Source organism: uncultured Tateyamaria sp. (assembly GCF_947488715.1).
Taxonomy (GTDB): Bacteria; Pseudomonadota; Alphaproteobacteria; order Rhodobacterales; family Rhodobacteraceae; genus Tateyamaria.
Genome location: NZ_CANLAG010000007.1, coordinates 102,353 through 115,179, shown reverse-complemented (window position 1 = coordinate 115,179; position 12,827 = coordinate 102,353). Strand labels below are relative to the sequence as shown.

The following is a 12,827-nucleotide window of genomic DNA, read 5'->3' as shown; positions in this document are numbered from 1 at the left end:
CATAACCTCTCATGCGTTGGGATTGCTCCGCACGAGAGAAACGAAAAAGCGACCTCCGGATTTCTCCGGGGCCGCTGACCCACTTCTTCTAGCTTGTCACAAGTTATACGTGTGACCGTTCGCAGAGTCAAGCAAAATGCGCGCGACCCAGATCGGCTAACCGTACGGTAAGATTAACAAATTCCTACCCGAAGGGTTAACAAGGGGTGAACGCTCCACGTAACCGCCTGAAGACGCTACACAACCCTACCGTGTCCCCGCGGGGACACCTCGATAACGCGGCCCGTAGGGTGCGCATGCACTGCGCACCGCCCGTCCGCACGGGTCAGCCGTCGTCAGATTGGTTGGCCCGTTCCGCCTCGATCTCACGCCAACGCGCCACGTTGCGGTTGTGCTCGTCTAGTGTCTCGGCAAAGGCGTGCCCGCCCGTCCCGTCCGCCACAAAGAACACATAAGGTGTCTCGTCCGGCTGCGCGGCCGCCATCAGGCTGGCACGACCGGGGTTCGCAATAGGTGTCGGTGGCAATCCCTGAATGACATAGGTGTTCCATGGCGTCGCCGCGCGCAGCTCGGACCGCCGCAAACCACGGCCCAACACGCCCTGCCCCTTGGTGATCCCATAGATCACCGTCGGGTCCGTCTGCAGACGCATGCCCCGGTTCAGACGATTGACAAAGACGCTCGCCACCTGCCGACGCTCTTCGGCGACCCCGGTTTCCTTTTCGATGATCGACGCCAGCGTCAGCAACTCTTCGGGTGAGGCAAGCGGCACACTTGCGTCCCGCGCCTCCCAGGCGGCGGACACCCACAGCTCCTGCTGCTCTGCCATATCCGCCAGCACACCCGCCCGGTCGTCGCCGGGGCGCACCTCATAGCTGTCGGGTGCCAAGGCCCCTTCGGGCGGCACTTCGGCAACCGTACCTTCCAGGATGTCCATCGCACGCAGCGCGTTCACAACTTGCCAACTGGTCACGCCCTCGGCCATTGCCACACGGTAGCGCGTGTCCTGCGCCTCTCTGACAGTTGTGTAAATCTCAGGCGTCTCATCCGTGCCTGGCTGAAACGACACGCGCTCCACAAACCGGTTCGTGCCCGGATCCAGCTCGCGCACCTGCGCGCTCACACGGTTCACACCAATCCGGTAAACCACCTCTGTACCACAGGTGCTGGCTCCGCCGCGCGTGACCACGTCCACGATCTCTTCCATGGACGTCTCAGGCTCCAGCAGATAGCTGCCCGCCTTCAACTGGCTTGTCTTGCCCGCATAGTCGGCCCCAAGGCGGAAGATCCACGCATGAGATACCGCGCCTTCCTGCTCAAGATCACGGCTCACCCGGCGAAAGTTGGACCCACGCTCAACCTGCAGACAAATGGCCTGGTCCAACGTCCCGGTGCCTTCGTACTGGCCGCGCCCCCAAAGGATAGCAGCCCCTCCGAGGAACAGCGCCACGATCAAAAAGGTCAAAGCATTGGACGCGACCGAGCGCCACATCAGCCGTCAACCCGGCCGAAAATCACGCTGGCATTGGTGCCACCAAAGCCAAAGCTGTTGGACAGCGCATAGTCGACCTTGCGCTCACGCTTGGCATTTGGTGCCAGATCAACCGGCGTGTCCACGGCGGGCGTGTCCAGGTTGATGGTCGGCGGACAGACCTGATCCCGGATCGCCAGGATCGAGAATATCGCCTCAATCGCACCCGCGGCCCCCAACAGGTGCCCCGTCGCCGATTTGGTCGAAGACATGGTCACATTGGCCGCATGATCACCCAACAGACGCTCAACAGCACCCAATTCGATGGTGTCTGCCATGGTCGATGTGCCATGCGCGTTGATGTAGTCGATGTCCGTGGCCTCCAGCCCGGCATTGCGCAAAGCCGCGCGCATCGACCGCTCACCGCCTTCGCCATCCTCGGACGGTGCCGTGATGTGATAAGCGTCGCCCGACAGGCCGTACCCCTTCACCTCGGCATAGATCTTGGCCCCACGCGCCACAGCGTGCTCGTATTCTTCCAGCACAACGATGCCAGCACCCTCACCCATGACAAAACCATCGCGGTCCGCGTCATAGGGACGGCTCGCCTTTGCGGGATCGTCAGCACGCTTGGTTGACAGCGCCTTGCAGGCGTTGAACCCGGCAATGCCGATCTTGCAGATCGCCGCCTCAGCGCCACCGGCCACCATCACGTCGGCATCACCCAACATGATCAGACGCGCCGCATCACCAATGGCATGCGCCCCCGTGGAACAAGCAGTGACAACCGAATGGTTCGGTCCCTTGAACTGGTACTTGATGCTCACCTGACCGGAAATTAGGTTGATCAACGCGCCGGGGACAAAGAACGGCGACACGCGGCGCGGCCCCTTCTCTTCCATCATGACGGCGGTGTTCGCGATGGAATTCAAACCGCCGATGCCCGACCCGATCAACACGCCGGTGCGCTCACGGTCCTCATTGCCCTCAGGCATCCAACCTGAATCCTCAACCGCCTGCTGTGCAGCCGCCAGACCAAACAGGATAAAGGTATCTACCTTGCGCTGATCCTTGGGCGCCATATAGGCATCCGCGTTGAACGTCCCGTCCGTCCCGTCACCCAAAGGCACTTCGCAAGCGTATGTCGTGGCCAGCCCCTCGGGGTCAAACCCCGTGATCGGCCCTGCACCGGACTGCCCATCCAGAATACGGCTCCAGCTGGCTTCGACCCCATCAGCGAGCGGGGTCACCAGACCCAGACCTGTCACAACCACTCTGCGCATCTGCTCATGCCCTTTCATTCAATGTGCCGCCTCATACAGTGCAGCACCGACCCTGTTCAAGCCCCTCGGGCCCCCACCACTCCGGGTGCAACAGGTGACCCTGCGTGCAACCTGAAACATATCGTGCGCCGTCAGGCGCGCATTTTGGCAGCACCCCCATTGGCGTCACACCTGCGGTGGCGACTTGCGGATCATCAACCGCACCGGCCCCGCCGCATCCGCCGCGTCCCGCAGCGACACGTATCCCAGACGCTCTGCGAGATGCAGCGACACGGCATGGGCCGGGTCGATCATGCACACAAGCGGTCCCGTCACCACACGGTCGAACCAGTCATGCGCCGCCTGCGCCGCCTCGCGGCCAAGCCCCTGGCCCTGTACGTCCGGCGTCACAACCCATCCGGCCTCTGGCACCGCGTCGAAATCCGCGCCAAGCCCGCGCGCGCCGAAAAAGAACCCCACCTGCCCGACCATACGGCCCGACCCGTGCTCTTCGATCGCCCATTGACCAAAGCCGGTCATCTGCCAGTGGCCCGCATTGCGCAGAAAATTGTGCCAACACGCATCACGGCTGCGGGCCTGCCCACCGGTGAACTGCACCACCTCCGGCATGGCCCAAATCTCGGCGAACCGGTCGAAATCACCGGGGCGCATCGCGCGCAAGGTTACGCGCGCCGTGTTAATTGTCGGCACATGTCTGCTCATGAAGGTGTCCTGCCCGAATACCTAGGTGTTTTTTCAAACACTCACCCAAAGCCACCCCCAAAGGCAAGCAGACTGAGCCCCGGAATGCAAAAACGGCGCCCTTCCGCGAGGAAGGACGCCGTTGCATCGGGCAAGAGGCCCGAATGGCTTAGGATGCTTTGCTGATAAAGCCCACAGCGTCGCCGAATGTCTGGATGGTTTCGGCCGCGTCATCGGGGATTTCGATGCCGAATTCTTCTTCGAAGGCCATGACCAGCTCAACGGTGTCCAGGCTGTCGGCGCCCAGGTCGTCGATGAACGAAGCGTTTTCGCTGACCTTATCTTCGTCCACACCCAAGTGTTCCACAACGATCTTTTTCACGCGATCGGCAATTTCGCTCATATGACTGTCCTCATTCTTTGCCGGGGCAAATACTGCGCCCCCAAGTGGTGTCCCCATGGCTCAGGGGCTCTGGTCTTGCCCCCTTGGGGCGGTGAAGCACCGGCCTCCTGAACGGGGGCCTGCGCCGGAATCTGCGCTGCCTATAGCATATCCCCTTGAGATGGCAAGGCCAGAGGTCGCTCGTGCAGCAGCGTAGCCTACAACATGGCCATGCCACCATTCACGTGCAAGGTGGTGCCTGTCACATAGGCGGCTTCGGGGCTTGCCAGATAGAGCACAGCGGCGGCGATTTCATGCGCCTCGCCCATGCGTCCGGCCGGAATTTGTCCCATGATTCCAGTCTTTTGGTCGTCGGTCAGCTTGTCCGTCATCGCCGTTGCAATAAATCCGGGCGCAACCGCGTTCACGGTGATGCCGCGGCTTGCAACTTCGTAGGCGAGGCTTTTGGACATGCCGATCATGCCCGCCTTGGACGCGGCATAGTTTGCCTGGCCAGGGTTGCCCGTGGCCCCCACAACCGAGCTGATGTTGACGATGCGGCCCCAGCGGGCCTTCATCATGCCGCGCATCACGCCCTTGCACAGTTTGAAGGTCGAGGTCAGGTTCACATTCAGGACCGAGGCCCATTCTTCTTCGGACATGCGCATAAAGAGGTTGTCGCGCGTGATCCCGGCATTGTTGACAAGCACGTCCACCGCACCCATCGCTTCGGCGGCCTGTTTGGGCAGCGCGTCGACCGCGTCGCCGTCGCTCAGGTTACAGGGCAGGACGTGGGCGCGTTCGCCCAGCTCATCGGCCAGCGCCTGCAGCGGGTCCACACGTGTGCCGCTCAGCCCGACGGTGGCGCCTGCGTCGTGCAAAGTGCGCGCGATATCTGCGCCAATGCCACCCGAGGCCCCCGTGATCAGTGCCGATTTTCCTGTCAGATCAAACATGCCTGTCCCCTCCTGCTGCGTCTGCTTTTTGACTGCCACATGGCTTGCCATGGCCCGCGCGGCGGCGCAAGCCACGGGGTGCCCTAAAGGACGTCCATATAGATGTCGATCACATTGAGCGTCGCATCCCGCGCCACCTGCCGGTAGACCTCGCGCGCCCAGGTTTTGCGCTGCAGGCCCTGTTCGGTCACAGGGGCATCCAGCGTCTGATAAATCTGCGGCAGCTGGTCAAAGCCCCCGCGATGGGTGTGCAGCAAGGCATCCGATCCCGGTGCCTCGAACATCTCGAACCCCGGCAGGGCGCGGTCCAGTGCCACACCGACCCGCACCTCCATCTGGTCTCCTGCGACACGGTAAAGCGCGGTTTGCGGCCCGACGTAGAAAAATCCGGCCTGCGCAATCGCAGTGTCCAATTGCCCAAAGATGTCCGGGATCAGTGACAACCGATCCGCAAACGGGATGGTTTCGACCACCCCGCCCAAAAGCTGCGGTGCAATTGTGACCCGGTCAGGCACCCGCCGCCGCCTTGACGTCCTCCGCCGTACCAACAGCGCGCGTCGCCACGGAGCGGTCGATCCGGCGCATCATGCCCGACAGGGCCTTGCCTGCGCCAATCTCCCAAATCTCGGTCACACCCTGCCCGGCCATCCATGCAGCACTTTCGCGCCAGCGGACGGAGCCGGTGATCTGATCGACCAGCAGCGTGCGCAGCACCGTCGCATCGGAACAGCCCGTTGCCTGCACATTCGGCACAACCGGCACGGCGGGCGCATTCAGGTCCACTTGCGCCAGCGCCTCGGCCATCACTGCGGCCGCGGGCTCCATCAGGCTGCAATGAAACGGTGCGGATACGGGCAACATGACGGCGCGTTTCGCCCCTTTGCCCTTGGCGATCTCGACCGCGCGTTCCACGGCCCCCTTGTGGCCCGACACAACCACCTGACCGGGATCATTGTCATTGGCCGCCTGACAAACCTCGCCCTGAGCGGCTTCGGCGGCCACTGCGCTGACGGCCTTAAAGTCGAGCCCGAGCAGTGCCGCCATCGCGCCAACGCCCACCGGGACCGCCTCTTGCATGGCTTTACCCCGCGTCCGTAACAGGCGTGCCGCGTCCGCGATGCTGAGCGCCCCAGCGGCACACAGCGCAGAGTATTCACCCAGCGAATGTCCCGCCACAAATGCGGCGTGGTCGATGCCGATGCCCTCGGCCTCGAGCGCGCGCATCGCCGCCATCGACGTGGCCATCAGCGCCGGTTGCGCGTTTTGCGTCAGCGTCAGCGTCTCGGCATCGCCCTCCCAGATCAGCGCGCTCAGCTTTTCGCCCAGCGCCTCATCCACCTCGTCAAACACCGCCTGCGCCGCCGGGTAGGCCTGTGCCAGATCCCGGCCCATGCCGATGGTCTGTGCACCCTGTCCCGGAAATACGAATGCCACGCTCATGACCTGCCCCTTTTGTGCTCTGCTTCGTCGCAACGGGTGTAAAGCGCGCGTCCCGCCCAGACAAGAGAGCCGCGCACGACACCTGTGCAGGTTTTCGAGGTTGCCACAGCATCACCCGCATAACATTACAGGCTGACGTGTTTCCATCAGGACCAACCATCGGAGCGTGCATATGGCCCTTTCCAACACCACCGACCGTTACGGCACAGTGTCAAAGACGTTTCACTGGCTGACCGCCCTGCTGATCCTGACGCTGTTCCCGCTGGGGCTGATCGCAAATGACATGGCGCACACGCTCAAGGCAGGCGCACAGCCAGATGCCTTTGTGGCACGTACGGTTTGGCTGTTCTCGCTACACAAGACGCTGGGGGTTGCGGTGTTCTTTGTCGCGCTGGCCCGCATTGCCTGGGCGCTGGCGCAGCCCAAACCCGGCCTGCTGCATCCTGACCGCAAGGTGGAAAGCCTGGCCGCCGAGACGGTGCACTGGCTGCTCTACGGCAGTCTCGTGGTTGTGCCGCTGTCGGGCTGGATTCATCACGCCGCTGCGTCCGGCTTTGCCCCGATCTGGTGGCCACTGGGCCAGAACCTGCCGCTGGTGCCCAAATCCGAAGCCGTGGCCGCAGCCCTTGGCGGCGCACATTGGGTGCTGACCAAGGTGCTGGGCCTGTCGCTTCTGTTGCACATCGCGGGCGCGCTCAAACACCATGTGATCGACAAGGACGCCACGCTGCGCCGCATGTGGTTTGGTCATGTGGCGGTGCCACCGGTCTCGGCCACCCACAAGCACCGTCTGCCGATCCTGGCGGCGCTTTGCCTGTGGGCTGTCGCCCTGTTTGCGGGCAATGCACTGGGTGTCTTTGCGCCCACAGGGGGCCTGACATCTGAGGCCGCCGCACTGGAAGAGGTTCAATCGGATTGGCGGGTCGAGGACGGCGTGTTGTCCATCACGGTGACCCAGCTCGGCTCCGAGGTCACTGGACAGTTTGCAGACTGGACCGCCGCGATCCGCTTTGACGACACGCAGGAACAAGGGACAGTGGGCGCAGTTGAGGTGACTGTGGCCATCGGCTCCCTGACGCTGGGGTCTGTGACCGATCAGGCGATGGGCCCGGATTTCTTTGGTACAACGACACATCCAACGGCCACGTTCACCGCCGATATTGTGACGATCACCGATGGCTACAGCGCGAACGGCACTCTGACGATCAAGGGACAGTCCGTGCCGATCACCCTGCCCTTTGGCTTGTCCGTGGACGGCGATACCGCGTCCATGACGGGTATGCTGATGCTCGACCGCCGCAGCTTTGGCATCGGGGACAACATGGCGGACGAAAGCTCGCTCAAATTCGCGGTCCGCGTGGATGTCGCGCTGACAGCCACCCGCGCGGCGGCGGAGTGACGCGCGCACACCATTTCAACCCACGCCCGCGCCACAGGCGCGCTGGACCAAAGCTGCCTGAAAAGGCGGCTTTGGTGTAAATCGTATCGCGCCAAAGGCGCGTCATCTTAAAAAATCCTGCCGAAGGCGCGTCACTAAAAAAATCCGCCAAAGGCGCGTCAATCACCACCACACACGCACTCCAACCAACACCACATACAAAAAGGCCGCGCCCCGACAGGCACGGCCTCAAGACTACGAAACCTGTGTCGCTTATTCGACCTTGGCCGCTTCGATCGAGATCTGGACTTCCACCTCGTCACTCACTGCGGGGGCAAAGGCGCCCAGTCCGAAATCAGACCGCAGGAGGGTGGTTGTCGCGTTGAAGCCCGCCCAGTCCTTGTTGGCCAACGGGTTGGTGCCAACCTGGTTCAGCACAGCATCCAGCACAACCGACTTGGTCACATCGTTCATGGTCAGATCGCCTGTGATTTTGGCGGTGTCGTCGCCTGTCACCTCAATGCCCGTCGACGTGAACGAGATCAGGTCCTCGTCGGTGGCATCAAAAAAGTCGCCCGACATGAAGTGGCCGTCGCGCTGTTCCCAGCCGGTGAACATCGACTTGGTGGGCATCGACACGCTCACGCTCGAATTTGCAGGGTTGGCCTGATCAAAGGTGATGTCCCCTTCGAACCCGGAGAACATGCCCCATGTGGTCGAAAAACCGAAGTGGTTGTAGGAAAACAGAATTTGGCTGTGGCTGGAATCCAGCGTGTATTTGTCAGCAGCCAGTGCAGATGTCGCTGCGAGGGCAAAGGCCGAGGCCAGGAAAAGGGGCTTCATTGGGTCGTCTCCACATGGGTTTCACATGGGGACAAAGATGTGCGTATTGGGGTTTGGCGCAATTGCACAGAGTTCAACACATCGTGCGCGCAGCCGAACACTTGGATTTGCGCATAAAAGCGCCGATTGGCGTGTTGCCAAAGGTCAGAGTTTGCCAGCGCAGCGCAGCGCGGTGGTCAAGCTGGCCCTTGCGGTCGCGTCGGTCAACTGTACCTCTGCCATCAGCGTGCCTTCTGCATCCCACAGGCGCAGCCCGTCAGAGGTTGGTTCCGCAGCACCCAGATCGCACATGCGCGTGCGGGCCAGCACAGTGCGGGCGCGTCCCCTGCCACGCACGGTGCGCACTTCCTGACGGACGGTGTCGATCTCGATCTCTGTGTCGCCCTCTGCGCCTGCCGCAGGCCAGCTGGCCTGAAACACCGCGAGACCGGCAAATCCCATCACCAGCGACAGCACAAATTTCATCAGCAGCACATCCGTCTCAAGCTGCGCACCCGGCTGGAGCCAAAGCCCCATGGCCGCCATCACAAGGGATGCACCCAGCAGTTTCTGCAATACGCGCACCAGCACAAGGTGCCCGTCCAGCGCGTGGGCTGTGTCGGTGTCGGCGTTCAGTGGCAGGTCTGCGGCATCGGGCCGTACAGCGGTCGCAGGCATTACATCGGAAAAGGCGGTCATGAAATCAGATCCTCGTTACAACTTGATTGCATCATCCCGTTCAAACTTGACTAAAATGCGGCCCTTGCGTGAAAAGGCCGTGCCTACCGCCCACAACGCCATTTGCCCTTGCGCGACAGGCTCAGCGATGTATACGGACGCGTCCCTGCAAAGACCTTTTTGCCGCGCAGTCTCTCGTGACCATCCCGCAGGGTTCATATGGATCGGTCTATGAAATGCGCCTTGAAACAAGTGGAGTACGTCCATGCCTCTTTATGAGCATGTGATGATCGCCCGTCAGGACCTGAGCAACACTCAGGCCGAAGGGCTCATCGAACATTTTGGCACAGTCCTTTCGGACAATGGTGGCACCCTCGTGGACAACGAGTACTGGGGTGTGAAGACCATGGCCTACAAGATCAACAAGAACCGCAAAGGCCACTATGCCTATCTGCGCACCGACGCCCCCGCGGCGGCCGTGCAAGAGATGGAGCGTCTGATGCGCCTGCATGACGATGTCATGCGCGTTCTGACCATCAAAGTCGACGAGCACGCGGAAGGACCATCGGTCCAGATGCAGAAACGTGACGAACGTGGTGACCGCGGCGACCGCCGCGAGCGTCGCTGAGAGAGAGGGAGCTAAACCATGGCTGCAAAACCATTTTTCCGCCGTCGCAAGGTCTGCCCGTTCTCCGGTGAGAACGCGCCCAAGATCGACTACAAGGACACGCGCCTGCTGCAACGCTACATCTCTGAGCGTGGCAAGATCGTGCCCTCCCGTATCACTGCCGTTTCGGCCAAGAAGCAACGCGAACTGGCCCGTGCCATCAAGCGCGCCCGCTTCCTCGCCCTGCTGCCCTACGCCGTGAAATAAGGAGCGACTGACATGCAAGTTATCCTTCTCGAACGCGTGGCCAAGCTGGGTCAGATGGGCGACGTCGTTGACGTCAAGTCGGGCTATGCCCGCAACTATCTGTTGCCCCAGAAAAAGGCGCTGACCGCGTCCAAGGCCAACATCGCGGATTTCGAAGCGCAGAAAGCACAGCTTGAAGCGCGCAACTTGGAAACCAAGAAAGAGGCCGAAGCGCTTGGTGACAAGCTGAACGGTCAGCAGTTCATCGTGATTCGTCAGGCGTCTGACGGCGGCAACCTCTACGGCTCGGTCACACCACGTGACGCCGCAGATGTGGCAACGGCCGAAGGGTTCACCGTGGACCGCAAGCAGATCGTCATCCCCGATCCCATCAAGGAGCTGGGCCTGCACGCCGTGCACGTCACCCTGCACCCTGAGGTCGAGGCTGTGATCCAGCTGAACGTGGCCCGTTCCGAAGAAGAAGCCGAGCTGCAAGCCTCCGGTAAGTCGATCCAGGAACTGGCTGCCGAAGAGGAAGCCGCGGCTGAGTTCGAAATTCAGGAACTGTTCGACGATATCGGTGCTGCGGCATCCGATGACGAAGATCTGGCGGAATCCGCAGGCATCGCATCCGAAGACGGTGCAGCCGAAGGCGACGACACACCCAAGGACTGATCGCATCAGCGATCTTTAGGACACGACATTCAGCGCCGCGCCCGACATCCGGGCGCGGCGTTTTGCGTTTGCCCGCCTGCCCCTGCATGCACGATTTGACGCGCGCTATGGTTCGGGACAGTGTGCGGCCATGAAACACGTTTTGCCCTTGGTGCTGGTGCTCGCCGCCTGTGTGCCCGACGATCCCGCGACAATTCAGATGGCCCCGCGTCCGGTCCCGCAGACCGACAACGAGGTGGCCTTTGTCAGTCGGTTGTTCAACGACATCCAACCACGGTCGATCATGGAAGATCGCGAGTATTGCGGCTTGATTGGCTTGGGTGCAGACGGCGCGTTAGTCGCGACCGCACCGCGGCGTGGGCAGGTGTCGTCCTGCCTGCCCCCGGCCCCCGGCAGCGTGCCGTTTGTCGTGGTCGCGTCCTATCACACGCACGGCGCCTACAGCCCCGACTATTTCACCGAAGTGCCGTCCTTTGACGATATGCGCACCGACATTCAGGACGGCACAGATGGCTATGTCGCCACGCCCGGTGGGCGGCTGTGGTATGTGGACGCGCGCAATCAGGTGGCGCGGCAGGTTTGCGGACGCAACTGCCTGATCCCCGACCCGGATCACCGCGAAGACCCCGATTTTGCCGTCCAGCCGACCTATACGCTGGACGATCTGCGCGCGTTCTAGGGCGCCAAACGAAAACAGCCGCGCGAGAAACCCGCGCGGCTGTTGATCCTGTCATGTGCCGACAGATCAGCTGTCGTCGTCTTCCAGCGCCTCGACGGCCTTTTGCAGGTCGTCCTTGGACACGTCCTTGTCGGTGACGCTGGCATTCTCGACGATGTGGTCGACAACCTTGTCCTCGAACAGAGGCGCGCGCAGCTGTTGCTGCATCTGCTGGTTTTGTTGCACAAATTCAAAGAACTGACGTTCCTGACCCGGATACTGGCGGGCTTGCTGCATGATCGCTTGGCTCATCTCGGCATCGGTCACTTCGACTTCGGCCTTTTGACCCAGTTCGGCCAGCAACAGGCCAAGACGCACGCGGCGTTCGGCCAGTTCCTTGTGTTCGTCCGTGGTCTCGATCTCGGGGTGATCGTGGCCTTCGACTTCGGGGTTGTCCTCGTGCCAGAGCTGATGCGCAATCTGCTTGGCCTCGGCGTCCACCAGGCTGGGCGGCAGGTCAAAGCTGACGATGTTGTCGAGCTGATCCAGCAGCGCACGCTTCATCACCGCGCGGGCGGCACCGCTGTACTCGCCTTCGAGCTGTTCGGAGATCCGCGTTTTCAGACCGTCGAGGTCCTCGGCGCCGTATTTCTTGGCCAGCTCGTCGTCGATTTCGGCCGCAACCGGTTTCTTGACGTCCTTGATGGTGCAGGAGAACACGGCCTCTTTGCCGGCCAGATGCTCGGCCTGGTAGTCCTCGGGGAAAGAGACGGTCACGTCCTTTTCTTCGCCAGCCTTGGAGCCGATCAGCTGTTCCTCGAAACCGGGGATAAAGGAGTTGGAGCCCAGCACCAGCGGGTAGTCCTCGGCAGAGCCGCCTTCGAACGCTTCGCCGTCGACCTTGCCGACAAAGTCCATGACAACCTGGTCGCCGTCGACGGCTTTGTTGCCCTTTTTGCGGGAGGAGAAGTCCTGCGCGTTTTCGGCCAGCGATGTCAGTGTTTCGTCAATCGCGGCGTCGTCAGCTTTGACCACCAGACGTTCCAGTGTGATGCCGCTCAGGTCGACTTCGGGGATTTCAGGCAGCGCCTCATAGGACATTTCGACGTTGACGTCGTCGCCCTCTTTCCAGTCCTCGTTGGTCATTTTGACCTCGGGCTGCATCGCAGGGCGGTCGCCCGACGCCTCAAAATGGTCCGACATGGCGCCGTCGATGCTTTCCTGCATCGCTTCGCCCATGAGCCGTTGACCGAACTGCTTTTTCAGCAGCGCCATAGGCACCTTGCCTTTGCGAAAGCCCTTCATTTCGACTTCGGGCTGCGCCTCGACCAGTTTTTCGTTGACCTTGGCGTCCAGTTCGGCGGCGGTCACGGTGATGGCATAGCCGCGTTTCAGACCGTCATTCAGCGTCTCGGTGACCTGCATGTGTGCTCCCATAGCGTAAAGGCCCCCAGGCTGGGGGCTGATCGGAAATTCGCGCCCTTCTATGCACGGTGGCGGCGGTGCGCAAGGGGATAGGACACGGCGACGGAAATTGGACTGCCGCCCCT

General features: G+C 61.8%; 15 protein-coding genes. 5 read left to right on the top strand and 10 right to left on the bottom strand.

Going from position 1 to position 12,827, the window contains the following annotated elements; genetic code table 11:
- Positions 1 to 325: 325 nt before the first annotated feature.
- From mltG to fabD, 7 genes are all read right to left on the bottom strand, one after another.
- Positions 326 to 1,492 carry an endolytic transglycosylase MltG gene (gene mltG, locus Q0936_RS16070; RefSeq protein WP_299298109.1) on the bottom strand — a complete coding sequence of 389 codons (1,167 nt, stop codon included), beginning with the start codon at positions 1,490 to 1,492 and terminating at the stop codon, positions 326 to 328.
- On the bottom strand, positions 1,492 to 2,754 hold the full coding sequence (gene fabF / locus Q0936_RS16065) for a beta-ketoacyl-ACP synthase II (protein WP_299298111.1): 1,263 nt from the start codon (positions 2,752 to 2,754) through the stop codon (positions 1,492 to 1,494). The genes mltG and fabF overlap by 1 nt, the downstream gene beginning before the upstream one ends.
- Before the next feature lie 165 nt (positions 2,755 to 2,919).
- A complete protein-coding gene (locus Q0936_RS16060) occupies positions 2,920 to 3,456 on the bottom strand; it encodes a GNAT family N-acetyltransferase (RefSeq protein WP_299298113.1) in 537 nt (178 codons plus the stop codon).
- A 148-nt stretch (positions 3,457 to 3,604) separates the two neighbouring features.
- Entirely contained in the window at positions 3,605 to 3,838 is a 234-nt protein-coding gene (locus Q0936_RS16055; protein ID WP_299144994.1) for an acyl carrier protein, read from the bottom strand.
- A gap of 197 nt (positions 3,839 to 4,035) precedes the next feature.
- Positions 4,036 to 4,773: a 3-oxoacyl-[acyl-carrier-protein] reductase gene (gene fabG, locus Q0936_RS16050; RefSeq protein WP_299292499.1), complete on the bottom strand. Its 738-nt coding sequence runs from the start codon at positions 4,771 to 4,773 to the stop codon at positions 4,036 to 4,038.
- A gap of 83 nt (positions 4,774 to 4,856) precedes the next feature.
- Complete coding sequence (locus Q0936_RS16045) at positions 4,857 to 5,288, bottom strand: GyrI-like domain-containing protein (RefSeq protein WP_299292501.1); 432 nt, start codon at positions 5,286 to 5,288, stop codon at positions 4,857 to 4,859.
- Positions 5,281 to 6,213, bottom strand: coding sequence for an ACP S-malonyltransferase (gene fabD, locus Q0936_RS16040; protein WP_299292503.1), 933 nt, complete (start codon positions 6,211 to 6,213; stop codon positions 5,281 to 5,283). The genes Q0936_RS16045 and fabD overlap by 8 nt, the downstream gene beginning before the upstream one ends.
- 172 nt (positions 6,214 to 6,385) lie before the next feature.
- Between fabD and Q0936_RS16035 the strand changes: the two genes are divergently transcribed.
- Positions 6,386 to 7,612, top strand: a complete 1,227-nt coding sequence (locus tag Q0936_RS16035; protein WP_299292505.1) for a cytochrome b/b6 domain-containing protein — start codon at positions 6,386 to 6,388, stop codon at positions 7,610 to 7,612.
- A 252-nt stretch (positions 7,613 to 7,864) separates the two neighbouring features.
- Here Q0936_RS16035 and Q0936_RS16030 read toward each other — a convergent pair whose 3' ends face one another.
- Both Q0936_RS16030 and Q0936_RS16025 read right to left on the bottom strand, forming a co-directional pair.
- The gene (locus Q0936_RS16030; protein ID WP_299144984.1) at positions 7,865 to 8,434 is read right to left on the bottom strand and encodes a YceI family protein; all 570 of its coding nucleotides are present in this window, start codon (positions 8,432 to 8,434) and stop codon (positions 7,865 to 7,867) included.
- Between the two features lie 144 nt (positions 8,435 to 8,578).
- Positions 8,579 to 9,112, bottom strand: a complete 534-nt coding sequence (locus Q0936_RS16025) for a hypothetical protein (RefSeq protein WP_299292508.1) — start codon at positions 9,110 to 9,112, stop codon at positions 8,579 to 8,581.
- A 244-nt stretch (positions 9,113 to 9,356) separates the two neighbouring features.
- Here Q0936_RS16025 and rpsF point away from each other — a divergent pair, with 244 nt between their 5' ends.
- From rpsF to Q0936_RS16005, 4 genes are all read left to right on the top strand, one after another.
- A complete protein-coding gene (gene rpsF / locus Q0936_RS16020; protein ID WP_299292510.1) occupies positions 9,357 to 9,719 on the top strand; it encodes a 30S ribosomal protein S6 in 363 nt (120 codons plus the stop codon).
- Between the two features lie 18 nt (positions 9,720 to 9,737).
- Positions 9,738 to 9,965 carry a 30S ribosomal protein S18 gene (gene rpsR / locus Q0936_RS16015; RefSeq protein ID WP_005608650.1) on the top strand — a complete coding sequence of 76 codons (228 nt, stop codon included), beginning with the start codon at positions 9,738 to 9,740 and terminating at the stop codon, positions 9,963 to 9,965.
- 12 nt (positions 9,966 to 9,977) lie between these two features.
- Complete coding sequence (rplI, locus tag Q0936_RS16010) at positions 9,978 to 10,619, top strand: 50S ribosomal protein L9 (protein WP_299292512.1); 642 nt, start codon at positions 9,978 to 9,980, stop codon at positions 10,617 to 10,619.
- 130 nt (positions 10,620 to 10,749) lie between these two features.
- Positions 10,750 to 11,298: a DUF4329 domain-containing protein gene (locus Q0936_RS16005; RefSeq protein ID WP_299292514.1), complete on the top strand. Its 549-nt coding sequence runs from the start codon at positions 10,750 to 10,752 to the stop codon at positions 11,296 to 11,298.
- Between the two features lie 66 nt (positions 11,299 to 11,364).
- On the opposite strand, the gene tig is transcribed toward Q0936_RS16005, so the two are convergent.
- A complete protein-coding gene (tig, locus tag Q0936_RS16000) occupies positions 11,365 to 12,702 on the bottom strand; it encodes a trigger factor (protein ID WP_299292516.1) in 1,338 nt (445 codons plus the stop codon).
- Positions 12,703 to 12,827 lie beyond the last annotated feature (125 nt).